Source organism: Streptomyces sp. NPDC002004, assembly GCF_053593975.1.
In genome coordinates, this window is the sequence record NZ_JBSFDP010000001.1 from 368,924 (window position 1) to 393,964 (window position 25,041).

The window sequence follows — 25,041 nt, forward strand, 5'->3', positions numbered from 1 at the left end:
CGGCGCATGGCCCGCGCACTGACCGGGGACGCCGCCCGCCCCGCCCTCAAGGACCCCTCCCTGCGCCGCTCCCTGGCCCTGTTCCGTGCCTTTCTGCGCGAGCAGCACGACCCTCGGGCGTGCTACCGCCTCCTCGCCCGCGACGCCGTCGACCAGGTGGAGGCGTACGGCGGACCGGTACGGGGCCGGGTCGTCGTCGATGTCGGCGGGGGCGCCGGGTACTTCACCGAGGAGTTCCGCCGGCGCGGTGCCCACGGGCTGCTGTTCGAGCCCGACGTGGGCGAGTTGGGGGCCGGACCGCCGGGCGGCGCCGTCGTCGCGGACGGGTATCTGCTGCCCCTCGCGGACGGGGCCGCCGACGTGTGCTTCTCCTCGAACGTGCTGGAGCACGTGGACGACCCGCAGACCTTCGTCAGCGAGATGATCCGGGTGACCCGGCCCGGCGGCCTGATCTACGTGTCCTTCACGAACTGGCTGTCCCCGTGGGGCGGCCACGAATGGGCGCCCTGGCACTACTTCGGCGCCGACCGGGCGCGCGCCCGGTACCGGCGCCGCACCGGCCGCGACGCCAAGCACGCGCTCGGCGAGAACCTGTTCGCCGTGCACGTCGGCCCGACCCTGCGCCAGGTCCGGGCCCGCTCCGACGTGACGGTCGTGGCGGCACGGTCCCGGTACTGGCCGTTCCTCGCGGGCGCCGTCACGAAGGTGCCGGTCCTGCGCGAGTTCGCCACCTGGAACCTCCTCCTCATCCTCAGGCGGTGTCCATGACCAGTACGGCCCCCACGGTGCAGGCTCCCCCTCCGGCGGCCGGCCGGCGCGCCGGCGGTGCGCAGGGACCGCCGGACGGCCCCCGGTCACGGCGCTGGCTGCTCGGCTTCTGGGCCGTGGTGTTCGTCCTGTTCACGGCCGCCGCGCCAGGGCGCGAGACGTTCGAGACCAAGCTCGGTGTGGCGCTGGACCCCTGGCGGTTCCTGGCCGACCTGGGCCGGCTCTGGCACGACCGGGGCGGCTTCGGCGGACTCGCCGACCAGTACGTCGGCTACGCCTTCCCGATGCTGCCCTTCCACGCAGCCGCCCGCCTCGTCCATCTCCCGGTGTGGCTGGCCGAGCGCCTGTGGCTGTCCCTCGTCGTGTCCACCGCCTTCTGGGGCGCGCTGCGGCTGGCCGAGCGGCTGCGGACCGGCAGCGGACCGACCCGGCTGCTCGGCGCGGCCGCGTACGCGCTGTGGCCGACGTTCACGATCGTCGTCGGCTCCACGTCGGCGGCCGCCCTGCCCGGCGCGCTGCTGCCCTGGGTGCTGCTGCCGCTGACGAACGACCGCGCGAGCGCCCGGCTCGCGGCGCTCCGGTCCGCCCTCCTCATCCCCTTCATGGGCGGGGTCAACGCCGCCGCCACCCTCGCCTCGCTGCTGCCCGTCGCCCTGTATCTGCTGTCCCGGCCGCCGGGCCGGCGCCGTGCGCTGATCCTCTGGTGGGTACCGGGCGTCGTCCTCGCCACGCTCTGGTGGGTGGTGCCGCTGCTGCTGCTCGGCACGTACGGCGCGAACTTCCTGCCCTACGTGGAGACCGCACAGACCACCACGGCCACCATGTCGGCGACGGAGACGCTGCGCGGGGCCGGGAACTGGGTGGCGTATCTGCACTTCGGCGAGGCGTGGCTGCCCGCGGGCTGGGCGGTGGCGGCCTCGGTCCCGGTGATCGTCTGCTCGGCGCTCGCGGCGGCCCTGGGCCTCGCGGGCCTGGCGCGCCGGGACCTGCCGGAGCGGCGCTGGCTGGTGCTGACGGCGCTGACGGCGGCGCTGCTCACCCTGGCAGGCTACGGCGGCTCGTTCGGCGCCCCCTTCCACGGCTTCGTGCAGGACCTGCTGGACGGCCCGCTGGCCCCCTTCCGCAACGTCTACAAGTTCCAGACGGGCCTCGCCCTCGTGCTCGCCCTCGGCCTCGCCCACCTCGCGGGCGTCGCCGCCGACCCCCAGGGCGCCCGGCCGGTGCGCGGGCGCCGCTTCGCGCCGCTGCTCGCCGCAGTCCTCGTCCTGCCCGGCCTCGCCTGGCCGTATCTCAACGGCTCGGTCCTCCAGCCCGGTTCGTTCCAAGCGCTGCCGGCGTACTGGCGGACCACGGCGGACTGGCTGCACACGCACGCGTCGGACAGCCGCGCCCTCGTCGTGCCCGCCACCGCGCACGGCATCTACACCTGGGGCTCGCCCATCGACGAGCCCCTGGACGTGCTCGCCCGGTCCCCCTGGGCCCAGCGCGACTACGTCCCGTTCGGCGCGCCCGGCAACCGGCGCGCCCTGGACGCCGTCGAGCAGGCGCTGATGACGGGCGGCGCCGTGCCGGGGCTGCGGGACTACCTGGGCCGGGCCGGGCTGTACTACGTCGTCGTACGCAACGACCTCGACCCCGACCAGCTGGGCTACGTGCCGACCGCGACGGTGAAGCGGACGCTGGAGCAGTCCGGGTACCGGCGGATCACCGGCTTCGGGCCCGTGGTGACGGGCGGCCGGATCGCGCACGGCACGCCCGTGCAGGTCGAGGGGCTGTATCCGCGGCAGCGGGCGGTGGAGGTCTACGGGCCGCAGGGGGCGGACGCCCGGCCGCCGGGCCGGGCCGGGCTGTGGCCGGCCGCCGCCACCGCCGTGGTGTCGGGCGGCCCCGAGTCGCTGCTGCCGCTGTCCGCCGACCCTTCGCTGCGGGACCGGCCGACCGTGCTCACCGGCGACAACCACCCGGGCGTCGGCGCCCCGCCGCTGCAGATCGTCGGCGACGGCATGCGGCGCGCCGACACGCGTTTCGGGCTGGTGAACGCCAACACGTCGTACACGTACACGGCGACCGAGCGGAACCCGTCCGGGAGCCTGCAGGACCCGGGCCGGGCACCGCGGCAGATCCTGCCGACGACGGGGCTCGCGCACCAGACCGTGGCGCGGCTGCGCGGGGCGCAGGCGGTGACCGCGTCGTCGAGCGGCAACTGGCTCTTCCAGCTGCCGCAGTTCGACCCGGTGAACGCCTTCGACGGCGCCCCGGACACCGCCTGGGCCGTGGGCAGCCCCGGCTCGCCCAGGGGCCAGTGGCTGCGGATCGTGTTCACGCGATCGATCCGGCTGCCCGGGGCGCTGAAGGTCACCCCGCTCCCCCAGGACGGGGTGCGGGCCGCGCCCACCCGTGTCCGTGTGGAGACCGAGCGGGGCGCCGCGACGAGCGCGCTGGCCCCGAACGGCATGACCCAGCCGGTGAAGGTCCGGGCCGGCACGACGCGCTGGCTGAGGATCACCGTGCTGGACGCACAGGCCGCGCACCGCGGGCTGACAGGCGCGGGCTTCTCGGAGATCTCCGTGCCCGGGGTGCAGGTCACCCGGATGCTGGGACTGCCGTCGGACGCCGCGGACACGGAGGCCGGCGCCGAGGTCTTCTCGCTGCACCGCGCGTCCGACCCGGGCGGACTGTCCCCCACGGGCACCGAGTCGGGCCTGCACCGGACCTTCGAGGGCGCCGCGGGCTCGTACCGGGTGGCAGCGCGGGCGGTCCCCGTCCCCGGTGCCGCGCTCGACGAACTCCTCTACCGGGTCGCCCCCGAGCAGCGGCGCCGTGTCGTGGCGACCGCCGACTCGACGGCCCCGCTCGGCACCGGCCTGTCGCCGCGCAATCTCACCGACGGTGATCTGACGACGGCGTGGATCGCGGGCGACCGCCCGGTGATCCATCTGCGCTGGCCGGACAAGCGGCCGGTCGGCGAGGTCGTGCTCGCGGCCGCCGGCGGCCTGTCCACCCGCCCCACGAAGGTCGAGATCGGCTCACCCGACGGCGCGGCGGTCGCCGGGGTCGACGAGAACGGCGTCGCACGCTTCGACCCGATCACGACGGACCGGCTGGACATCACCGTCACCGGGACGGCCCCGATGACCCTGCACAACCCGGTCGCCGACGGGCAGTTGCAGCTCCCGGTCGGCCTGTCCGAGGTGTACGTCCCGGCGCTCGACCGGTACCGCACGCCGCAGCCGTCGCCCTCGCGGAGCTTCACCCTGCCGTGCGGCAAGGGCCCCGACGTGGCCGTCGACGGGACGCTGTACGCGACGGGCGCGCGGGGCACGGTCCGGGACCTGGTGGAGCGGCGCCCGGTCGCGGTGACCCTGTGCCCGGCCCCCACCCTCTCCCTCGGCTCCGGCACGCACCGGGTCGAGGCGGGCGACGCGGGGCCCCTCGCGGTCACCGATGTGACGCTCACCCGGGGCTCGGCCGCCCCGCCCGCCGGCGCCGGCCGGCACCTCGGCGTGCGGGACTGGCTCGGCGACCGCCGCGCGGTGACCGTCGGCTCCGGCGGGGCCGCCTACCTGTCGACGTACGAGAACGTCAACGACGGCTGGAAGGCCGCGCTGAACGGCAAGGAGCTCACCCCGGTCCGGCTCGACGGCTGGCAGCAGGGCTGGCTGGTCCCGGCGGGTCGGGGCGGCACGGTGACGCTGTCGTACGAGCCCGCGCGGTGGTACGACGCCGGGCTGGTCGCCGGCGGTGCCGGGGTCGTGGCGCTCGCGGCCCTCGTGCTGTGGCTCCGCCGCCGTGAGCGGCCCCCGGCCGGAGCGCCCCCGGTGCCCGCCGCACCCGGCCCGCTCCTCGGCACGGTGGCACTGACGCTGGTTGCCGCGGTCGTCGCGGGCCCGTTCGCGCTCCTCGTCCCGGTCCTCGCCCTGGTGGCCCGGCGCCGCCACGCCGTACTCGTCCCTCTCGCCTTCCTCGCGATGGCGGCGGCGGGCATCGCAGCGGCCACCGGTGCGGGCAGTGCGCCGGCGGCGGGCGCGGGGGCCTTCGGGCGGACCGCCCAGCTCTGCGCCCTGATCGCGCTGTTCGCGGCGCTGGTGACCGCACGGGACGCGGGGCATGCGACACCGGTGGTACGGGCGGCACGGAGCGAGGAGGACCCGGGTGCCCGGGGGTCGGCGGGGCCGGCGACGGGCCGGGCCCCGGACACCGGCCCGCCGCCGGCTCCCCTGCCGCGGCGGCGGCGCGCACCCGAGGGCGGTCCCACGGCGGCCACGCCCGCGCGCGTCAGCGGTCCGACCGTGTCGGCGCGCGGCCCCGCCCCCGACCGGCCCGGCCCGGCCCCGCGGTCCGCCGGAGCCTTCCCGGCCGGGCCGCGGCTCAGGGCGACCCGGCCGGAACCCGGACCGCCGGACGACGGCGCCCCGCCCGACGTACCGCCTCCCCCGACGCGGAAAGGCACCGCACCATGACCGCACTTGAGCATCCGGCGCACCGCACGCCGGCCCGGCGGCCCGGACGGGTGCCGTTCCCCGTCGTCGACGAGATCGCGCGGCACTGTCTCCAGGAGGAGGAGCCGGAGACCGTCCACATCGAGGTCCATCTGCCGGGGCGGCCCGAGGAGGAGAGGCTGAAGGCGGCGTTCGGCGAGGCGCTGCGGCGCCACCCGCGGGTCCTCATGAGGGAGGCGCCGCGCAGGTGGTACCGGAGGCAGTACCTGTGGGAGCTGACACCGGAACCGGATGTGGAGGTCGTGTCCTTCCCGGCGCCGGAGCCCGAGGCACCGGCCAGGGCCCGGGCCCGTGCGCTCGCCTTCGCGCCCCCGCTGGAGCTGTCGCCGCCGGTGCGGCTGGAGGTCGTCCGGGACCCGGAACACCCCGGCGGCTCGGTGCTCTTCCTCACCATCAACCACACCGCGCTCGACGGGCCCGCATGCCTGCGTGTGCTGGCGACCGCGGCCGAGCTGTACGGGGGCCGCGACAACGCGCCCGCCGCGGCCCCCGTCCGCCGCGCCCCCGAGACCCCTCCCGCGCCCGTCGACGCCCCCGCGGGCTGGGCCCTGCCCGCCCGGGTCGCTCGCGGCGCACCGGAAGCCGGCCGGGGCAACGGCCTCCTGGTCGCCGAACTGCCCGTTCCGCACCGGCCTTCGGGCGCCCCGTACACGGTGAACGACCAGCTCATGGTCGCCACCGCCCTGATGCTCGCGCACTGGAACCGCGAGCACGGCCGGCGGCCCCGCCCGCTGCGGATCACCATGCCCGTCGACGACCGCCCGCGCGGCGCGGACATGCCGATCGGCAACGGAACCCGGCTCGTCGAAGTGCCGTTCACCGCGGCCGAGTCGGACCCGCCGGACCTCGCGGAGCTGCTGCGGCGCACCGCCGAGCGCACCCGCGCCCTCAAGGCCCTCGACCGCCCCCAGCTCGGACGCGGAGCCGCGCTGCTCACCGCGCCCGTCGTCCCCGTGGCCTGGCGGGGCGCGGCAACCCGGGCGCTGCGCAGGGCCGCCGGACCGTGGACGTCGACGACGCTGCTCAGCAACATCGGCCGGATCCCGTACCCGCTGGACTTCGGGGACGCGGGCCGCGCGCACGCCGTGTGGTTCTCGGCCCCGGCGCGCATGCCGCGCGGGCTCACCGTGACGACGGCCTCGACCGGGGGGCGGCTGCATCTGGCGCTGCGCTGGTCACGGGCGCTGCTGGGCGAGGGCGACGCGGCGCGGCTGCGGGAGCTGTTCGAACGGTATCTGCGCGCGACGGAGGGACCGTGGTGACGAGCACCGTCCCGCGCGGGCTGCGCGACTTCTACGAGGACCCGGCCGTGCCGGTCGCGTCGGGCGACGCCCGCAGCCTGCGCCAGGCGCGGATGCTCGCCGCGGTGCTGGGCCCGGCCGCGGCCGGGCCGGCGACCGTCCTGGACGTCGGCTGCGGCGACGGCTCGGCCGCGGCCACCGCCGCACCGCTCCTCGCCGGGCACCGCATGGTCGGCGTCGACTGGTCCCAGGACGCCCTGCGCCGCGCCCACACCCGGCTGCCGTACGTGGTGCGCGGCGAACTGACCGACGGCGGGCTGCCGTTCGCCACGGGCACCGTCGACGCGGTGCTGTTCGGCGAGGTCGTCGAGCATCTCGTCGACCCGGACTCCGCGCTCGACGAGCTGCGGCGCGTGCTGCGCCCCGGCGGGCATCTGATGCTGTCCACGCCGAACCTCGCCGCCTGGTACAACCGGGCGCTGCTGCTCGCCGGTGTGCAGCCCGTCTTCTCGGAGGTGAGTCTGCGCGCGGTGCACGGCCGCCCCGGCACGGAGGTCGTCGGCCATCTGCGGCTGTACACGGCCCGCGCGCTGAGGGAGTTCGTCGCCGCCGCGGGGTTCGAGGTGGTGCGGCTGTCCGGCGCTCCCTTCCACGGCGTGCCGCGGGCGTTGCGCCCACTCGACCGGCTCGCCTGCCGCGTCCCTTCGCTGGCCTCGATCCTGCTGCTGCACGCCCGCAGGACGTGACGCCGATGTGGTGGGGTGTGGCGGCGGCACTGCTGGCGAACGTCCTGTACAGCACCGGCTTCGTCCTGGAGAAACGGGCACTCGCCGCGCTGCCGTCGGTGAGCGTACGCCGCCCGGCACGGCTGCTGCGCCTGGTGCTCGGCAGCCCGCTGTGGATCGGGGGTTCGCTGGCGCTCGCCGCCGGCTTCGGCGCACAGCTCGCCGTCTACCGCACCCTGCCGATCGCGGCGGCCCAGGGCATCTTCGTGTCCGGTCTGGTGCTGCTCCTGCTGCTGTCGTCGGTGCTGCTCGGCGAGCAGACCTCCGGCCGCGAGCGGTACGCGATCGGGGCGATCCTCGCCGCGCTGCTGATGGTCGTGCTGTCGCTGCGCCACGGGCCGGGGGACGCGGACACGGTGGGCCGGGGCGCACCGGTGCCGCTGCTCCTGCTGGTGAGCGTGCCGTCGCTGGTGGCGGGGCTGCTGCTGTACGGCGCGGCGGAGCGCCGGGCCCGCCACCGGCACCGGATGCCGACGGCCGGCGTCGAGTACGGGGTGGCGGTGGGTCTGCTGTACGGGGTGAGCTCGCTCGCCATCAAGGGCGTGTCGGGCCGCCTCGCGGAGTTCCTCCACCGGCCGGGCGCCGCCGCACTCGGGCTGCTCGCCTCTCCGTACCCCTATCTGCTCGTGTGCACCGGCGTGTTCGGCCTGGTCATGTCGCAGGCCGCGCTGCAGCGCTGCCGGGCCTCCCTGATCGTCCCCGTGTGCACGACGGTGACGAGCCTGTTCTCGGCCGTGGCCGGCACGCTCGCGTTCGGCGAGGCGCTGCCGCACGAGCCGGTACGGCTGGCACTGCGCCTCGCGGGCACCGCCCTCGCCGTGTGCGTCCTGCTGACGATGCCGAAGCACGACGCCGCACCCACCCGACCCCCCACCGGCGTCAAGGAGTTGACCTGAGGTGACACCCGACGACCCGCTGCTGCGGATCCTGGCCTGCCCGCTCGACAAGGGCCCACTGCACCTCCTCGTACCGGACCAGGCCCTGTACAACCCGCGGCTGCGCCGCCGCTATCCGATCGTCGACGGCATCCCCCAGCTGCTGCCGTCCTCCGGCGAGCAGGTCGCGCAGGAGGAGCACGAGCGGCTGCTGCGACGCGCCGCGGCCCCGGCGTCCGGGCCCGGCACGGACCCGGACGGCGGGCCGCCGCCGGGGCCGGGAGCCGCACCGTGACCTGGCCGGCCCGGCTCGCCCGGTACGTCCCCGACCGGGTCGTGGCCGCGGCGGCGCGGCTGGTCTATCCGCGCTTCGAACCGGAGCTGGCCCGCATCGGCGATCTGTGCCCGGCGGACTGCGGCACGGCCGTGGACGTCGGCGGGTGGTACGGGCCGTGGACGGTGCGGCTGGCGGGCCGGGCCCGGCAGGTGGTCGCGCTGGAACCCGCGCCGCGCCTCGCCCGCCGCCTCGCGGCCGCCTCGCCCGGCAATGTGCGCGTGATCCGGGCGGCGGCGGGCGACCGGACCGGCACCGCGCGGCTCTGGCTGCCCGACGGTGACCGGGGCGAGCGCGGGGTGTCGTCGCTGGTCCGCCGGGACATCCACGCCCACGCCGTCGAGGTGCCGTGCGTGACCCTCGACGGGCTCGGGCTGCGCGGTGTCGGCTTCGTCAAGATCGACGTGGACGGCCATGAACTGCCGGTGCTGCGCGGCGCCGTCCGGCTGCTCGACCGGGACCGGCCCGCGCTCTTCGTCGAGCTGGAGTCCCGTATCCAGCCCGTCGCCCCGGTCGTCGAGCTGCTGGCCCGGCACGGCTACCGGGGCTGGGTGCTGCCGGACCGCACCTGGCTGCCCCTCGACGCCTTCGACCTGACGGCCCACCAGAAGCGCACGGCGTACGTCGCCACGCACGGACTGCTCCGCCGGGTCCTCACCCCGCGCGCCGTCCGCTACGTCAACTCGGTGCTGTTCCTGCCGGACGGCCGCCGCCCCGGGCCCCGCCCCGTGGGCCACCATGGGGTCCATGCCGGATCCCGCACGTAGGCCGAGCGGCCCCTTCACCCCGCTGGACTTCCAGCTGGTGCTGCTGCGCCGCATGGCCGACCACAACCCCGACCTGGTCGAGGCCGCCCGGCGCACGCTCGGTGTGTCGGTCGCCGGGATGCGCGAGGCCAACCGCCGCTGGCAGGCGATGGCCCGTTCCCCGCGCGCCCGCGGCGCCGCCGGCCGGTACCGCTCGGTGCTCGGCCCGCCCGAGTCGACCGCCCCGCGCCGCATCGGCGATCTCGAATGCGAGGCGCTGCTGTGGCCCGTACCGCTGTGGCCGGACCTCCGCTTCGAGGTGCTGCTGGGCCCGAACCGCGCGGTGTGGAACGAGTGGCTGGTCCGCGCCCCGGGCGCGCCCGCGCCCGGGCTCAGCACCATCGGCGACCTCACCCCCTGGTCCTGCACGGTCGACGAGGCGGCCCGCGCCTTCGCCCCCGCCCGGCCCCTGGAGGGCACCGCTCCCACCCGCTGGGGCCTGTCCTTCACGGCCCCGGACGAGAAGGGGGTGCCGCACCGGTGCGTGGCGGAGTTCACCTGGGGGCTGTTGCAGCGGGTCGCGGTGGACGGCTGACGCACCCGGGGACACACGCCACCGGCGTGCGAGCGGCGCTCCTCGGGAGCGTGCCGACGGCGGACCGCACCGTGACCGTCGAGCGGACCCGCCACCGGGCCCGGCACGGGATGCCGCACGGGCAAACGTCTCCATCGATGCACCACGGGGGCGGACCGGGCGCGCCCCGATCGCCGTCGCACCACCCGCGCCCCATTGCTCTGGGTATTGGATCAACTACACACTGTTGCTGTCCGTCGGCGATCTCCTTCGCCCGCGGCGCGACAGGAGGGACGTCGGCATGGAGGAACGCGACTCGGCGCGGAAGGCGGCGTACGGCTCCCTTGGAGCCGCGGCCGCCGACGTCGCCACCGGGCCGTCCACCGGCGGCTCCCTGGGGCCCGGTCCCCTCGGGCTCCGCGGCATCCGGGACAACCCGTGTCTGCCGAGCTGACGTTCACGGTCCTCCCGGACACCCACGGCGCCCGTACCGCCGCCCTCGCCCTGTGCGCGGTGCCCGGTGTCCGGGTGATCCCCCATGCGTCGGGGCGGCCCTGGCTCGTGGGGCACTGGCCGACCGGCGCGGTGCGGGTGGCCGGGGCGGGCCGCGCCCGGGTGGCGGTGGCCGGGTTCTGCCCCGTCACCGCCCGCCGGCTCGACGCGATGGCGGCCGAGTTGCGGGACCTGGCCGAACCGGCGGACCTGGCGCGCCGGCTGCACGGCAGCGCCCACCTGATCGCCTCGGTCGGCGGCCGGGTCCGGGTGCACGGGACGGCGTCCGGGGTGCGGGCCGTGTTCCACACCCTGTTCGGCGGGGTCACGGTGGCCGCCGACCGCCCCGACACGCTCGCGGCGCTCACCGGCGCGGACATCGACGAGGACCTGCTCGCGGCGCGGCTGCTCGCACCGGGGGTTCCCCATCCGCTGCGGGAGCGGCCGCTGTGGCAGGGTGTGGCGCAGGTGCCGCCCGACCACTGTCTGCAGCTGGAGCCCGACGGGACGGCCACCACGGCCCGTTGGTGGTCCCCACCCGAGCCCGCACCGACGCGGGCGCAGGGCACGGCGGCGGTGCGCGAGGCCCTGACCGAGGCGGTGTTCGGGCGGGTCGGCGCGGGCGACGTGGTCAGCGCCGAGCTGTCGGGCGGGACGGCCCAGGGCGCGGTGGCCCATCTCGCGGCCCGTGCGAGACCCCATCTGATCACCGTCCGCACACCGCAGTTCGGCCCCGGGGGCGACGACGCGGTGTGGACGGACCGCAGCGCCGCCCTGCTGCCGGACGCCGAGCACGTGGTGACGGCGTACGAGAACGCGCCGACGCTGTTCGCCCGTCTCGGCGGACGGACCGAAGGGACGGTCCTGGCCTCCGAGCCTCCCTACCGGGTGCGGTCCGCCGCCCGCTTCGCCGACGCCGGCCGGACCGTCGCGGCCCGCGGATCGCGTCTGCACCTGTGCGGGCACGGCGGGGACGAACTGTTCCCCGCCCCGGCGGCGCCCGCGCCCACCGTCACCGGGCCCCGCCCGGACGTATGGCATCCCCTCGTGCGCGCGCGGCGCGCTCTGGCGCGCGGACCGCTCGCCGCTCCCGGGCGGGCACTCGCCGGATCCCGGACGTTCCCTGCCTGGCTGGCGCGCAGCGCGGAGCGGCTGGGTGCCCCGCCGCCGTCACCGGGCCGTGCGGCACTCGGCTGGACCCCACCGCTGCGTATGCCGGCCTGGGCCACCGCGGAGGCCGCCGGGGCGGTGCGCGGCCTGCTGCTGGACGCGGCGGGGCGAAGGCCCGAACCGCTCGCCGCGGGATGCGGGGCGCACGCCGTGCTGGACTCCGTGCGCCGGGCGGGCGCCGCGGTCCGCTATGCCGAGCGGCTGATGGCCGCGCACGGCGTGCATGTCGCCGCCCCCTATCTCGACGACCGGGTCGTCGAGGCCGCTCTCGCGGTACGGCTCACGGAGCGCACCGCGGGCGGCCGCCGCGCACCGCTGCTCGCGGAGGCGATGCGCGGTCTGGTTCCCGACGACCTCCTCGGCCGTGGGGCCGGGGGCAGCTACGGCTACGGCTACGGCGAGGACGTCCACGACGGGATGCGCCGGAACCTCGGGGCGCTGCTGGGGCTGTTCGACGGCTCCGAGCTGGCCCGCCGCGGCCTCGTCGACGACGCCGCCGTGCAGGCGGGACTGCGCGCGGCCCACGTCACCGACGCGCCGCCGGCGTTCCTGACGGCCCTGGAGCCGACGCTGGCCTGCGAGGTGTGGCTGAGGTCGCTGACGGACGGGGCCCGGCCGCCCGGCGCCCATCCCCTGACCACGACGGAGGGATCCCCGTGAAGCCCGCGTCGGCAGCCGCTCACCCTGCCGCGAGCGTGGCGGCCCCGAGGATCGCCTCGGTGACCGCGGGCAGCGAGCCCGGGTGGACACCCAGGAAGAGGTTGGGCTCCAGGAGTTCCAGCTCCATGACCAGCGGTTCGCCGTCGTCGCCGTCGACGAGGTCCACGCGGGCGTACAGCAGCTCCGGTGTGCCGGGGACGGCGGCGAGTGCCTGCCGGGCGACGGCCAGTTCGCCGGGGGTGGGGTCCCAGGGCCGGGCGTCGGGGTGCGGGACCTTCTCCGCGTCGTAGGCGGTGCCGGACGCGAGGACCGCACCCTTGCGTATCGCGTGCAGGAAGCGGCCGCCGAAGAACAGCAGCGCACGTTCGCCCGCCGCGTCGATGCGGCGCATGTACGGCTGCACCATCGCCGTCAGCCCCTCGGCGTGCATGCGCTCCAGCTGTCGCCTCGCCGTCTCCCGCTCCCCCGCCGTGTACCGGGCGGCGAACCGGGCGCCCGCGCCCGCCGTGGGCTTCACCACGTACTCGCCGTCGCCGTCCGGCAGTTCGAGCGGGTCGCCCGGGGCGAGATAGCGGGTGGGCACCACCGGCACGCCGGCCGCCGCGAGATCCCCCAGGTACCTCTTGTCGCTGTTCCAGCGCACCACCCCCGCCGGGTTGGCGAGCGTGGTCCGCGCGGCGCACCGCTCGGCCCAGGCCACGAATTCGGCCGTGCGCCAGCTGTAGTCCCAGGTGGACCTGATCACGGCCAGGTCGTAGCCGCCCCAGTCGGCCTCGGCGTCGTCCCAGTACACGGCCTGTGCCTCGGCCCCCGCGGCGACGAGCGCGGCCACGAGCAGGGGCAGATCGCGGTCCTCGCTCGCTCCCGGGCCGGGGCGGCTGGTGACCAGCGCGATCCGGCAGGGCTTACGGGCGGTGCCTGGCATGGCGTCTCCTCGTCTCGGGGCTCCGCGCGCAGGCTAACAACCCCGCCCCCGGAGCCTCGCCCTCCGCCCCGGGAACCGCCACGGGGCAGGCCACCGCCCGGGGCGGGGAGCGGCACCGGGGTGGCCGCACCGTGCGCCGCCACCCCTGAACTCCGCGCACCCGCGCCCTGGTCGGGGCGCCCGGACGACGCCCGTCGCCCGGCCGGGAGCACCGCGACGGCGGGCGGGCCGGGGGCGGCCCGGCGCCGTGGCTGCGCCGCCCGGGCGCGCGTAGGTTGGGAGCAGTCGATCCCTCGTGCGCAAGGAGTGCGACGCGTGTCCTCTCTCTTCCCGGCCCTGACGAGCGGGGGCCCCGGCGCCGACCGGTGTGCCCTGCGCTTCGGCGACCGAGCACTGACGTACGGCCGGCTCGCACATGCGACCGCGGCCCTCGCCGCCCGCCTCGACGGCGCGCCGCGGGTCGCCGTCTGGGCCACGCCCGGCCTGGAGACCGCCGTCGCCGTGGTGGCCGCGCTGCGGGCCGGGGTGCCGGTCGTGCCGCTCAACCCCAAGTCCGGCGGGAGCGAGCTGACGCACATCGTCTCCGACAGCGCCCCGGCTCTCGTGCTCACCGCGCCGGGCGACGCCCTGCCGCCGGCCCTCGGCGACGTGAAGCGCGTGGACGTGGTCGTGGACACGGACACGGATGTGGCCGTGCACGCGGACGTGGCCGCCGCCGGCTCCGGGGCGGCGGCTGCGCCCGCCGAGCCCGAGGACGAGTCGGCCCCCGCGTTCATCGTCTACACCTCCGGCACCACCGGCCCGCCGAAGGGGGTCGTCATCCCGCGCCGTGCGATCGCCGCCACCCTGGACGCGCTCGCGGACGCCTGGCGGTGGACCGGCGACGACGTGCTCGTGCACGGCCTGCCGCTGTTCCATGTGCACGGTCTGATCCTCGGGATCCTCGGACCGCTGAGGCGGGGCGGCGAGGTGCGGCACCTGGGCCGGTTCTCCACGAAGGGCGTGGCGCGGGAACTGGCCTGCGGGGCAACCATGCTGTTCGGGGTGCCGACGATGTACCACCGCATCGCCGAGACACTGCCCGGGGACCCGGAGCTGGCGCGGGCGCTCTCCGGGGCGCGGCTGCTCGTGTCCGGCTCCGCCGCGCTGCCCGTGCACGACCACGAGCGGATCGAAGCGGCGACCGGGCGACCCGTCATCGAGCGGTACGGCATGACGGAGACGCTGATGCTGTGCTCGGTCCGGTGGACACCCCCGGGCTCCCGGCCGGGCGGCCGCGCGGACGGCGGGGCCCGTCCCGGCACGGTCGGGGTGCCGCTGCCCGGTGTCGACCTGCGGCTCGTCGACGAGGCGGGGGCGCCGATCGGGACGTACGACGGGGAGAGCGTCGGCGAGATCCAGGTGCGCGGGACGAATCTGTTCACCGAGTATCTGAACCGGCCGGACGCGACGGCTGCGGCGTTCGCGGAGGACGGCTGGTTCCGGACCGGGGACATGGCGGTCCGCGACCCGGACGGCTCCCTACGGATCGTGGGGCGCAAGGCCACCGACCTGATCAAGAGCGGCGGCTACAAGATCGGCGCGGGGGAGATCGAGAACGCGCTCCTCGAACACCCCGGTGTGCGCGAGGCGGCGGTGACCGGCGAGCCCGACGAGGATCTGGGCGAGCGGATCGTCGCGTGGATCGTCCCCGCGTCACCCGGCGCCGCTCCCTCCGCCGAGGAGCTGGCGGACCATGTCGCCGAACGGCTCGCCCCGCACAAGCGCCCGCGCACGGTGCGCTATCTGGAGGCGCTGCCCCGCAACGACATGGGCAAGGTCATGAAGCGGGCGCTGCATGCCTGAGGCCGCGCGGCGGATCACGGCGCGTGACGTGATCGCGCTCGTCGCCGCCGACTTCGACGACCTGCCGATACCCGGGCGGGCGGTCCCGCCCGACGGTCCGCTCGGCTGGGCGGGATACGACGCGGCACACGCCCGAGCATCGTCCCGCACCGGCGAGAGCGAGTCCGTCGTCTGCGGGACCGCGACGGTGGGCGGCACCCGGGCGGTGCTGATCGTGTTCGAGTTCGGCTTCCTCGGGGGCTCGTTGGGCGAGCGCACCGGGGACCGGCTGGAGGCGGCCCATGCGTATGCGCGCGAACAGCGGCTGCCCGTCGTCTCGTTCGTCGCGACGGGCGGCAGCCGGATGCAGGAGGGCATGCGCGCGCTCGTCCAGTTGCAACGGGTGGCCCGCGCCTCGGCGCTGACGCGTGAGGCGGGGCTGCCGCAGATCGCCGTGCTGCGCGACCCGACCACGGGCGGCGGCTGGGCGACCCTCGGCGCCGGCGCCGATGTCACCCTGGCACTGCCGTCCGCCCAGATCGGCTTCGCGGGCTCCCGGGTCCGCCCGCCCGACGCGGACCCGGCGGCATACACCGCGGAGTCGCAGTACGCGGTGGGCTCGGTCGACGGGGTGGTGCCGGCGCAGGAGCTGCCCCAGGTGCTCGGCCTGTGGCTCGGCCTGCTGACGGTCGGACCGCCCGCTGCCGCCGTGCCGGACGCCCCGGCAGGCCGGCCCGCCGCCGCGCCGCCCCCGGCCGCCCTGGGCGCGCACTCCGGCCTGCCGGCCACCGGCTGGGACGCCGTGCTCCGGGCCCGGGACCCGCGCCGCCCGCGCGCCGAGGCCTATCTGGATGCCTACTTCGACCGGAGGGTGGCCCTCCACGGCGCTCGCTCCGGTGGCGCCGCCGACGACGGCATGCTCTGCGGTTTCGGCCGCCACGACGGACGTACGGTGGCCTTCGCCGCGCAGCGCGGAACGGCGACCCGGCCCGCCGGGTACCGCACGGCGGCGCGGCTGATCCGGCTGGCCGGGCGGCTCGGCATCCCGGTGCTGACACTGGTGGACACGCCCGGCGCGGCGAACGACGCGGCGGCGGAACACGCCGGCGCGGGCGCCGCGATCGCCGACGTCTTCGACGCGGTGGCCACCGCCCGCACCCCGGTGACGACACTCGTCATCGGCGAGGGCGGCTCCGGCGGCGCGCTGGCCCTGGCGGCGCCCGGCAACACCTGGGCCACACCGGACAGTTACTTCTCCGTCATCGCCCCGGAGCTCGCGGCCGCCATCCTCAAACGCGCCCCCGACGAGACCCGAGCAACGGCCGACCAACTCCGACTGCGCCCCCAGGACCTGGTGGAACTGGGCGTCGTACGGGGAATCGTGGGGCCGGGGGAGCGATAGCAGGTCCGCCGCCATTCATGACGCCTCTCAGGCCCCTTGAATCCCGAGTTCACGTACGTAGATGTCCCAGAAGGGCGGCGTGACGCCCGCCAGAGGCCCCTTTCTGCCGACAGTACGCCACCCCAAATGCCGGTAAAATTCCTGCGTGGAGAGGGCTGTTGGTTGCACAGAGAGGACAGCACGCTGCTCTTGGCGGCCGTCCAGCAGCGCGTCCATCAGACGCCTCCCGAGTCCGCGTCCGCGCCATTCGGGGCGGACCCCCATACTGATGGCGGCGAAAGTTCTCCCGTTCCATTCACGGACAAATTCGACGGGAAGCGGCTCCAAGAAGTCGTGCCACCAACCGTGGTTCACAGCGAGCGGATGGCCGTAGATATACCCAATAAGATGATCCCCGCGCCTGACTACAACAACTTTAAACCCTGGATTGTTCGCAAGACCTGAAAGCTCCTTTTCATGTTGCGGCGACATCTCCGGAACCCACGCGAAAGGCTCTCGCGAAAAGACGTCGTCATGTACGCCGCAGATCCGGGAGAACCAAGCACTGGCCAAATCAGGGCCACCCGTTTCGAATATGACTTTATTCGCGCCCACCGCTCTGATCTCCATTCTCCATGCGCACACTGTCGTCGATCCGCCTTCGAAGTTGATCAGCAAGCGGATCCCCCAGATCGTCGTAGATGATCACGGCCTTTTCCCAGCAATCACGGGCACTTGCTGATTCATGGCGCACCAGAAACGACTCACCAAGTTGCGTAAGCGCCAACGCCTCACTGCGTCGATCTGTGAACTCGTGGAATATCCCGATAGCCCGCACAAGGTAATCTTCAGCAGCATGGGCATCACCCAATGCCATAGGGCTTACAGCAAGAGGAAGTGAGCCCCACGCTTCACTCCACCTGTCACCGATTTCGCGAAAGATATCCAGAGCTTGCCGACAGTGGGAAGCGGATTCAGCGTGATCATTCCGGGCACGCTCACACTCGGCGAGGCTCAGCATGCTCATGCCCTCCCCACGCCTGATTCCATGCGTCCTGAACACGGCCAGTGCGGATTCAAAGTGCCCCTCAGCCGCAGGGTCACCCTGCTCCACCGCCACCAGCCCCAGGCCCCTGAGCGAAAAGCCCAGAAGCCACGCATCATCGATGTTTCGACTGAGTTCGATTGCGCGTCGATAATTCCCAGCGGCGTCGTCGTATGATTTGGACCGCCAACTCACATCCCCAAGACACAGAAGATTTGACGCTTCACCCAGATCATCCCCAATGAGACGGGCAGCGTCCAGCCCCACTTCGTGAACATACTTCCAATCCACCCAATGCGATCCCAACTCGAAAAATCCGTCGGTGACCACAGGAAGCATCCAGGCAATGTCGTACTGACCCCATTTAACTGCTTGCCGTAGCGCGGAGACCAAGTTCTCACGCTCGGTTTCAAACCACTGCATTGCCTCAGCAGCATTATCGAAGGATTCGATCGCACGCACCTCACCGGGAGGCACCAAAGGAATTGCGTGTGAATGCGGAAGGATGGCCTTCCGGCCGGCTTCGGCGCTCAGCAAGTACCAGGTGAGACCCCGACGAACGGCACGGGTTCTCTCCTCCTGAGGATCCTCAGCAACAGCCCGCTCCAGTGAATATGAGCGTAGTAGATCGTGCATGCGGTACCGGTCCCTGGAAATTTCATGCAGAAGATGGACCTCGGTCAGCTCACGGATCCTACGCCGAGCCACTGCCGGACTAACTGTGAGAAGTGCTGCCGCAGAACTGCCGCCCAGAGCCTTCCCTTCATGCAGGCCCAGCAGGCGAAACGCTTTCCTCGTCTGCTCCGAGAGCGCTCTGTAAGACCAAGAGAAGACCGCGCGCACATCGCTGAGTTCGTCTTCTCGATCGGCCAATGCATCGAGAAAGTCCTGCTCGTCAACGAGCTCATCAACAAGTTCCGTCAGCGAAAGAAGCGGTCTACTGGCCGCTCGTTCAGCCACGACCCGCAGAGCCAGAGGCAGGCAACCACAGAGCTGCGCCACTCGCCGGGCCGCTTCGGGTTCCGAATCGACCCTTGCTCCACCGAGCACTTCACGTAGGAGGTGGACCGACTCCTCCGGCGACAGTACATCGAGCGTCACACGCGCTGCTCCCTCCCGCGCCACTAAGCCAGACAACGTACTACGGCTGGTGATCAATACAAGGCTAGAGGGCGAGGCGGGGATTACCTGTCTAATTTGAGCCACCGACGAAACATTGTCGATGAATAATAGGACTTTCTTCCCGTAGAGTAGTGAGCGGAACAGCGCAGCCCGCTCCTGCTCATCGAACGGGATACGGTCTGCCTCCACACCAAGCGCCCGCAGGAAGGAATCCAGGGCCTGATCAGGGCGCAGGGCATCGCTGGAGTTGAATCCACGCATGTCGATGTACAGATCGCCATCTACGAAACGACTGCGCACTTTGTGAGCCCAGCGCAGCGCGAGCGCGGTCTTCCCGACGCCCGGCCCTCCGGTAATTGCCGTCACTACGGCCGGCGTATTATCCTGACTCCCCTCGGAGGGTTGCGGGTACAGGGCGTCCAGTACAGTCAACTCGTTCAGGCGGTTGACGAACCCCGGGACTTCGTAAGGAAGCTGGCGAGGTGGAGGGAAGGAATCGCCATGCACGATGCCAGCCTGAACCACTGCACCGCTGTCGCCACCTGAAAATTTGTTCGAGACAGATTTCGGCTCGTTGGCCATTTATCCAGTCCTATTTCCGGTGACGGCGCGTTTTTGTTCAGCCTGAAATCCCGAGTTGATCCGGATATGTGCGAACGAACTCCCGATACGGGATAGCAGACGCTTGAGCAACGTCACGCCAGTAGTTGGCCTCGACGACTCGTCGCGGATCGTCGATGATCTCGGCGGCCGAGAAGCTACCGTCGTCGTCGTAGAACATGGCAACGAGCTGATTGGAGTCGAAGAGCCAGTAGTCGTAGTGCGGCAGCTCTGACGGCCACTCCTGATTCGTGACCGGCAGAATCCGTACGTCTTCGCCCGCCTCTGTCGTATGCTCGTAGGCCCAAGCGCATTCAAAGCGAACGTAGTCGGATGCCGGAAGCTCGACCACGTGAACCCGGCTCAGGCTCTTTCCGGCCGCTACCGCCTTGGCGACAGTGCCGTCGATCCACTCTGCGATGCCGGGAAATTCTCCTCTCGATTCACCGGAGAGGAATCGTGCGAATTCATCTTGCTCATAGGACACGTCATACCGTTGAAGAGATTCCAAGCGGTAGGCCGTGAACTTGAACTCGGTGAAGAGGCGGTTGAATTCCTCATCCGCCAAGGAGTAGAACTTGCGCCCCACTAGCGCCCCTCACTCTGCTGACTGTAGTACCGCTCCATGGCGCCGGCCACGACGTCTGCGGCGATGCGAACGGCACCTTCTCCCGGCAGGACATTCTCCAGCTCTTCGAACGTGGCACTGTCCACTATGTGGCCCTGCACGACCAGCTCTCCAGTCTCACCGAGATAGACCGTCGGGCAGCCATTTCCGCCGGACCCCTGATCTTTGTACAGCTTGGTGAGCTTCATTCTTGCCCCCTTCTGGGCGACAATCCCGTTCCGTGAAAGGCTAGGGGCGTAGCGTGAAGTCCGTCAAGGATGCCACGGACGAGATAGCGTATTACGCTACTCTTGGCTGATTTATTTCGTCGACCGCCGAAAAGGAACGCTAACTCGCCGGAGATGACATCGAATTCGGCACATGAGAGTGAGCACTGGGGTCGCAGTTGCCGGTGCAGATATTTGATGCGGCGCTTGTCAACAACATGAGCAGCGATCGAGGCTCCTGCATACATGCTCAACCTTGATCCGCATCCATGGACCGGGGAGGTGACGTAGGCCCGAAAGAAACGTCGCCGTGAAGGTCGCTGGCCTGAAGAACGTTCCCCTGTGCCTCACCACTGATGTTGTTGACCCGCCCATCCTCAGCCGGCCGACCTTGGCCTGTTCCAGCCAGGCAACCAGAGATCGACCAAAGTCCGAGTCGTCCTCCGCTCGCTCCTTGAGCGCATCGGCAAGCGCTCGCGCCGCACCCGTCACGTAAGGATTGACTTCAAGAGCCGTCAGTTCCCGCAGTCCCGGAGTCGACTCTCCCGTCACCAGCCGATCGCCACGCTGGAACGGCCGGCGCATCAACGCACCGAGTCCCGTCCAGGCTTGCGCCCCTGCGGCACCTCCCGCGCCGCTGGCCAATGCCACCAGAAGCCCTGCTGAAATCGGGTCCACTCGGTCCCACCCCCGAGCGCCACTACAGACCGTAAGTGTTGTATAGCAGTTGGTAGGTCCCCTGTCTCCCGAACCAGCGAAGCTCCCTGGGTGCGCCTCGTCGATGAACCTGAAGGTGCTGACACCTTGCCCCGCACGGCGGCACCGCTCGCCGCTTCATCACTCTGGGGGCTCGGTCATGAACACCATTGCCCCGTGGCGGCAGGAGAGCCCTCAAGGCCACTGACACGCTAAGTGATGCGCGACTCTGAGACTGCTGACGCGCCTTGACTGCTGCTGTGGCTACGCAGATCTACAAGAGGTGAGAATGGCGAGCCCTCCGCGCGGCGCTCGCTGCATGTGCAGTTCGCCGTTCGAGCGGCAGCGAAGTCGGCCGGTGTGACGCCGCGTTCGCCAGTGGGACCGGCCGGGGCGTACGCCGGGCGCCGCCTCCCCCGTCCCGGGGTGGCGGCGCCCTTGTGTGCCCGGTGGTGTCGGGGCTACCGCACGCCCACCGCGCGGATGATCTCCTGTGTCACCCTGCCGCCACGGTCGTCGCCCGCCGACGCGCGCAGCGAGACGAAACCGGTGCCGTGGGGCACCTTCAGGGCGCCGCGCCAGGCGGTCCGGCCGTCACGTCCGCCGTTCCGGTCCAGGGGGACCGACCGCCAGGTCCTGCCGTCGTCGTACGACACCTCCAGGGCGCCGCCGCCGATGGTGCCGGTGCCGGCCGCTCCCTTCACGTACGCGGCGGAGATGCCGATCGGCACCCGCCCGTCGCGGACGTCGCCCGCGAGGTCGGTGTCCACGTCGAAGCCGAGGTTGATCAGCGGCAGGAACGTCCACCGGTCGTCCGGCGTCTTCGCCGACCTGAAGGTCCACTCGGAGTGGCCCCTGGCCGACAGCCGCCACTTCTCCGGGTCGAGGGCGGTGTCCGTGACCACCTCGTAGGTGTGCTCGTCGGCGGGTGCGTCCCACACATAGACCCCGGAGCCGGTGCGCCGCTGGACCAGCTTTCCGTCCAAGTAGGCCTCGGTGGTCTGGGTCATGCCGTTCTCCGGGGTCCACACATCGCCGAAGCCGGTGTGGTCGGGCCCCGAGTCGCCCCAGCCGGGGGTGTTGAACTGCAGGTCGTTGCCCGCCCGCTGCTGGCCCCAGCCGAGGCCGGTGCCCAGCCACGGGTGCCAGACCGGCTTGAACCAGTCGAGCCGCCGGTGCGTTCCGCCCCGGTAGCGGATCAGCCCGCTGCGCTCCTCCAGGGCGAACGGCCCGTTCTGCACGGACTCGTGCCACAGCTGGCCGGGCTCCGTGGAGACGTAGTCGGTCCGCTCGGCCGGGTAGTCGATCCGCTCGAGGAAGCCGAGGCCGATCGGGAAGGCGTCGGTGATCGAGTAGCGGAACTCGCCGCCATCGGCGGGCCGGTCGCCGTGGAAGGCGGTGCTCAGGGCGGCCAGCTCGCCGTCGCCCGGAGCGTAGGTGAGGTCGCGGTCCGGGACCGCGCCCTTGTGCCCGTCGGACAGGTCGTACATGTACGGCGAGTTGGCGGTGCCGGTCATCGTGATGCGCTTGCCGGTGCGTGCCGCCGTGCGCAGCACCGCGGCGTCGGCCGTGTCCACCGTGGCGATCTGCATCGGGCGGTCCGTGTAGTCGGCGGTGCCGAACCAGGTGTTGAGGCGGCCGGGCCGGTCGTCGGTGACGAACAGGGCCTTGGCGCCGGCGTCCTGGGCGGCCTGGGCGAGCGCCACGGGGTCGGCCCCGTCGGCGAGGCGCGCGAGTACGGCGCGGCCGCGCACGTCCTTGCCCGCGTAGTCGGCGGGTGCGCCGTTCCCGGCGTCCGTGATGCGCAGGCTGCTGCGGCCTTCGGCGAGCGTGCCGCCGAGGGTGACGAGCGCGTCGCGCACGCCGTCGACCATGAGCTGCGGCTTGCCGAGCCGCCAGACGGTGCGGTACTCGAAGCTGCCCCGGCTCACCTTCGGGGTGGGCGCGGCGAAGAGGCTGTCGTACTTCACGGGCACCTGGACCGCGTCGAACAGCGTGTTGCCGTTGCCACTGCGGTTGTACTCCATCAGCAGCTGACGGGTCTCGGTGCGGCGGTCGACGCGGGCCCTGACCTCGCGCAGCGTCCGCGCGTCGAGGGTGACCTCGCGGTCGCGGTCGAGGGTGATCTCGGGCGCGGCCAGGAAGCCGAGGCCGAGCGAGTCCTTGCCGTGGCTGCCGCGCACGTCGAGGAACGAGGTCAGGCTGTACGTGCCCGGCTTCAGCCGCAGTGCGAGGGTGCCGGAGTCGCCGACCCGGGCCGGGACGGCGTCCACGCCCGCGGCGAGCTGTTGCACCGCCAGGTTCGCGCCGGTCGCGGCGCCGTCGCGGTCCTTGACGTGGACGGTGAGCGTGTACCGCTCGTCCTCCTTGACGAGCCCGAAGGCGGTGTGTGCGACGGGTCTGCCGTCGGACGATGCGACGATCCGGCCGGAGGTGTTCCCGACCGGCGCGTGCGCGCCGTCGCCGGTGACGGTGGTGGAGGCGGTGCCGTGTGCCGGGACGGTCAGCCCGCTGTCGGCGAGCGACACGACGCCGTCGGCCGCGCCCTGCGCGGCAAGGGTCAACTCGACCGGGTCATCGGAGGAGTTGGTGTAGGTGAGCGTCCTCGTCACGGGCTTGTGGCCGTCGTACGGCCAGGAAGTGAAGCCGAAGTCGACGCCGCCCGTCGCGGTGACCGTCGCGTCGACCGCGTCGGGCACGGACACCCGGCCCGCACCCAGCTCGTACGCGGAGGCGTCGAGCTCCTTCGACGTCGACATCAGCGCGTTCTTCAGCTGGGTGCCGCTCCAGTCGGGGTGCTTCTGGGCGAGCAGCGCGGCCACGCCCGCGATGTGCGGGGTCGCCATCGACGTACCGCTCATGGCGGTGTACGGGCCGGTGCCGCTCACGTACTGGGAGCGGGCGGCGAGGATGTCGACGCCGGGCGCGGAGATGTCGGGCTTGAGGGCGTTGTCGCCGTACCGGGGGCCCTGGCTGGTGAAATAGGCCGCCCGGTCGGAGGAGTCGACGGCGCCGACGGTCAGGGCGGAGTCGGCGGCGCCGGGCGAGCCGATGGAACCGGGGGCGCCGGAGTTCCCGGCCGCGACGACGAACAGGGCGCCGGTCTCCTGGGAGAGGGTGTTCACGGCCTGTGCCATCGGGTCGGTGCCGTCGCTGGGCTCCGTCGAGCCGAGGCTCATCGACACGACCTTCGCGTGCACGTCGCGGGCGGCCCACTCCATGCCCGCGATGATCTGCGACTCGGAGCCGAAGCCCTCGTCGCTGAGCACCTTGCCGACGGCGAGCGTCGCCTCGGGCGCCACGCCCTTCTCCTTGCCGTCGGACGCGGCTCCGCTGCCGCCGACGGTCGAGGTGACATGGGTGCCGTGGCCGTTGCGGTCGGTGACCTCCTGGCCGTCGATGAAGCTCTTCGAATCGGCGACGCGTCCCTCCAGGTCCGGGTGGCCGGCGTCGAAGCCGGTGTCCAGGACCGCGACCTTCACGCCCTTGCCGGTCAGCCCGGCCTGCCAGGCCCGCTCCGTGCCGATCTGCGCGTTCGACTCGGCCATGTCGCCGTGCACGCGCCCGTCGAGCCAGATCCTGCCGATGCCGTCGGCGAAGGCTCCGTTCGCGTCGGCCGCCTTCGCCGTCGGCGCGGCGCTCCTCGGGGCCACCGTCCTCCAGAAGGTCGGCCCCGCGCCGGCGCGCACCGCGGCCCCGCCGACGCTCGGCAGCGACCGCACCCTGCTCGTGCCGCGCGGCACCCCCGCCGTGTCCCGCGCGCTCTTCCGGTACGTGACGATCAGCGGCAGTCGGCCCTTCTCGCCGTCACCGCCGATCCCTTGGCGTATCAGCCCGCTCACGTCGAACAGCCGCTCGTCGAGCGGTGCCCGCCCGCAGATACGGCAGCGCCTCGTCCGGTACGACGGTGATGCGGCCGTTGGACCGGAGCGTGCAGACGGCTCCGGTCGCACCCTCGGGGCGGTCGACGGTGACCGTCTTCCTGCCGCCGCCGAGGTCGGTGACGGTCACCTTGTCGCCGGTCACCAGGGTCACGGTGTGGGCCGCGCGGGCGGCGTGGGCGGTGCGCGGGGGACGGTCGTCGGCGGCCGGAGCCGCCCCCGCCGCGCTCGCCGTTCCGATGGGGAGCAGCGCGAGCACGAGCCCCGCTGTCAGAGCCCTCTTCATTCGGTGCCCTCTCTTCGTCGGAGTGCTGCGAAGAGTTTCGCGGGGCCGATGCCGTACGGCTGTGGGGAGAACCTGGCGGGAAGCTGCCCTGGCGGCTTCCCGCCAGCCGACGCCCGGACCCGGGCGGGGCGGGACCGGGTGGGGCGAGGCGCGGGCCACCGGCCGGGCGGAGTCGAGGAGTTGCCTGCGGCCGAGAGCCGGGCGGCGGAGTCACTCGCGGCCGTGGGCCGGGCGCGCGGCCGCGGGCGTCCGGAGTGGGTCGCCCGCGTCACTCGTGGCCGAGGACCGGCGCGGCCGCGGGGG

16 protein-coding genes and 2 pseudogenes are annotated in these 25,041 nt (G+C 73.0%); 12 read left to right on the forward strand and 6 right to left on the reverse strand.

The genetic code is table 11. The features are described 5' to 3' along the window. Nucleotides 1-6 precede the first annotated feature (6 nt). From ACWCP6_RS01620 to ACWCP6_RS01665, 10 genes and pseudogenes are all read left to right on the forward strand, one after another. Nucleotides 7-768 carry a class I SAM-dependent methyltransferase gene (locus ACWCP6_RS01620; RefSeq protein ID WP_450930292.1) on the forward strand — a complete coding sequence of 254 codons (762 nt, stop codon included), beginning with the start codon at nt 7-9 and terminating at the stop codon, nt 766-768. Further along, entirely contained in the window at nt 765-5,228 is a 4,464-nt protein-coding gene (locus ACWCP6_RS01625) for an alpha-(1->3)-arabinofuranosyltransferase domain-containing protein (protein ID WP_450930545.1), read from the forward strand. The genes ACWCP6_RS01620 and ACWCP6_RS01625 overlap by 4 nt, the downstream gene beginning before the upstream one ends. Beyond that, the gene (locus tag ACWCP6_RS01630) at nt 5,225-6,529 is read left to right on the forward strand and encodes a condensation protein (RefSeq protein ID WP_450930293.1); all 1,305 of its coding nucleotides are present in this window, start codon (nt 5,225-5,227) and stop codon (nt 6,527-6,529) included. The genes ACWCP6_RS01625 and ACWCP6_RS01630 overlap by 4 nt, the downstream gene beginning before the upstream one ends. Further along, nucleotides 6,523-7,254 (forward strand): class I SAM-dependent methyltransferase, encoded by a 732-nt coding sequence (locus ACWCP6_RS01635; protein ID WP_450930294.1) that lies wholly within the window; start codon nt 6,523-6,525, stop codon nt 7,252-7,254. The genes ACWCP6_RS01630 and ACWCP6_RS01635 overlap by 7 nt, the downstream gene beginning before the upstream one ends. A 17-nt stretch (nt 7,255-7,271) precedes the next feature. After that, a pseudogene (locus ACWCP6_RS01640) lies at nt 7,272-8,186 on the forward strand (hypothetical protein); the annotation flags it as partial. Between the two features lie 4 nt (nt 8,187-8,190). Next, nucleotides 8,191-8,463: a Trm112 family protein gene (locus tag ACWCP6_RS01645; RefSeq protein ID WP_450930295.1), complete on the forward strand. Its 273-nt coding sequence runs from the start codon at nt 8,191-8,193 to the stop codon at nt 8,461-8,463. After that, a complete protein-coding gene (locus tag ACWCP6_RS01650) occupies nt 8,460-9,269 on the forward strand; it encodes an FkbM family methyltransferase (protein WP_450930296.1) in 810 nt (269 codons plus the stop codon). The genes ACWCP6_RS01645 and ACWCP6_RS01650 overlap by 4 nt, the downstream gene beginning before the upstream one ends. Next, nucleotides 9,241-9,843 carry a hypothetical protein gene (locus tag ACWCP6_RS01655; RefSeq protein WP_450930297.1) on the forward strand — a complete coding sequence of 201 codons (603 nt, stop codon included), beginning with the start codon at nt 9,241-9,243 and terminating at the stop codon, nt 9,841-9,843. Before ACWCP6_RS01650 ends, ACWCP6_RS01655 begins: the two co-directional genes overlap by 29 nt. Nucleotides 9,844-10,123: 280 nt before the next feature. Further along, a complete protein-coding gene (locus ACWCP6_RS01660) occupies nt 10,124-10,276 on the forward strand; it encodes a hypothetical protein (RefSeq protein WP_450930298.1) in 153 nt (50 codons plus the stop codon). Next, nucleotides 10,261-12,144 carry an asparagine synthase-related protein gene (locus ACWCP6_RS01665; protein ID WP_450930299.1) on the forward strand — a complete coding sequence of 628 codons (1,884 nt, stop codon included), beginning with the start codon at nt 10,261-10,263 and terminating at the stop codon, nt 12,142-12,144. Before ACWCP6_RS01660 ends, ACWCP6_RS01665 begins: the two co-directional genes overlap by 16 nt. A 19-nt stretch (nt 12,145-12,163) precedes the next feature. Here ACWCP6_RS01665 and ACWCP6_RS01670 read toward each other — a convergent pair whose 3' ends face one another. Next, a complete protein-coding gene (locus ACWCP6_RS01670) occupies nt 12,164-13,069 on the reverse strand; it encodes an ATP-grasp domain-containing protein (RefSeq protein ID WP_450930300.1) in 906 nt (301 codons plus the stop codon). A 315-nt stretch (nt 13,070-13,384) separates the two neighbouring features. On the opposite strand from ACWCP6_RS01670, the gene ACWCP6_RS01675 reads away from it, so the two are divergent. Then, nucleotides 13,385-14,914 (forward strand): acyl-CoA synthetase, encoded by a 1,530-nt coding sequence (locus ACWCP6_RS01675; protein ID WP_450930301.1) that lies wholly within the window; start codon nt 13,385-13,387, stop codon nt 14,912-14,914. Next, nucleotides 14,907-16,295, forward strand: a complete 1,389-nt coding sequence (locus tag ACWCP6_RS01680; RefSeq protein WP_450930302.1) for a carboxyl transferase domain-containing protein — start codon at nt 14,907-14,909, stop codon at nt 16,293-16,295. The genes ACWCP6_RS01675 and ACWCP6_RS01680 overlap by 8 nt, the downstream gene beginning before the upstream one ends. Nucleotides 16,296-16,322: 27 nt before the next feature. Here the strand turns inward: ACWCP6_RS01680 and ACWCP6_RS01685 are convergent, their stop codons facing one another. The 5 genes and pseudogenes from ACWCP6_RS01685 to ACWCP6_RS01705 form a co-directional block, all read right to left on the reverse strand. Next, the gene (locus tag ACWCP6_RS01685) at nt 16,323-16,904 is read right to left on the reverse strand and encodes an N-acetyltransferase family protein (RefSeq protein ID WP_450930303.1); all 582 of its coding nucleotides are present in this window, start codon (nt 16,902-16,904) and stop codon (nt 16,323-16,325) included. Next, a complete protein-coding gene (locus ACWCP6_RS01690; protein ID WP_450930304.1) occupies nt 16,876-19,023 on the reverse strand; it encodes an ATP-binding protein in 2,148 nt (715 codons plus the stop codon). The genes ACWCP6_RS01685 and ACWCP6_RS01690 overlap by 29 nt, the downstream gene beginning before the upstream one ends. A gap of 37 nt (nt 19,024-19,060) precedes the next feature. After that, complete coding sequence (locus tag ACWCP6_RS01695; protein ID WP_450930305.1) at nt 19,061-19,630, reverse strand: DUF6879 family protein; 570 nt, start codon at nt 19,628-19,630, stop codon at nt 19,061-19,063. Next, a complete protein-coding gene (locus ACWCP6_RS01700) occupies nt 19,630-19,857 on the reverse strand; it encodes a hypothetical protein (protein ID WP_450930306.1) in 228 nt (75 codons plus the stop codon). Before ACWCP6_RS01700 ends, ACWCP6_RS01695 begins: the two co-directional genes overlap by 1 nt. A 1,175-nt stretch (nt 19,858-21,032) precedes the next feature. Next, a pseudogene (locus ACWCP6_RS01705) lies at nt 21,033-24,738 on the reverse strand (S8 family serine peptidase). Nucleotides 24,739-25,041: the final 303 nt, after the last annotated feature.

Coding starts and splice junctions, on each gene's coding strand:
- ACWCP6_RS01690 (WP_450930304.1), bottom strand. CDS start 19,023: ATGGCCAACGAGCCGAAATCTGTCTCGAACAAATTTTCAGGTGGCGAC.
- ACWCP6_RS01620 (WP_450930292.1), top strand. CDS start 7: ATGGCCCGCGCACTGACCGGGGACGCCGCCCGCCCCGCCCTCAAGGAC.
- ACWCP6_RS01685 (WP_450930303.1), bottom strand. CDS start 16,904: ATGGAGATCAGAGCGGTGGGCGCGAATAAAGTCATATTCGAAACGGGT.
- ACWCP6_RS01630 (WP_450930293.1), top strand. CDS start 5,225: ATGACCGCACTTGAGCATCCGGCGCACCGCACGCCGGCCCGGCGGCCC.
- ACWCP6_RS01625 (WP_450930545.1), top strand. CDS start 765: ATGACCAGTACGGCCCCCACGGTGCAGGCTCCCCCTCCGGCGGCCGGC.
- ACWCP6_RS01670 (WP_450930300.1), bottom strand. CDS start 13,069: ATGCCAGGCACCGCCCGTAAGCCCTGCCGGATCGCGCTGGTCACCAGC.
- ACWCP6_RS01700 (WP_450930306.1), bottom strand. CDS start 19,857: ATGAAGCTCACCAAGCTGTACAAAGATCAGGGGTCCGGCGGAAATGGC.
- ACWCP6_RS01655 (WP_450930297.1), top strand. CDS start 9,241: ATGGGGTCCATGCCGGATCCCGCACGTAGGCCGAGCGGCCCCTTCACC.
- ACWCP6_RS01680 (WP_450930302.1), top strand. CDS start 14,907: ATGCCTGAGGCCGCGCGGCGGATCACGGCGCGTGACGTGATCGCGCTC.
- ACWCP6_RS01660 (WP_450930298.1), top strand. CDS start 10,124: ATGGAGGAACGCGACTCGGCGCGGAAGGCGGCGTACGGCTCCCTTGGA.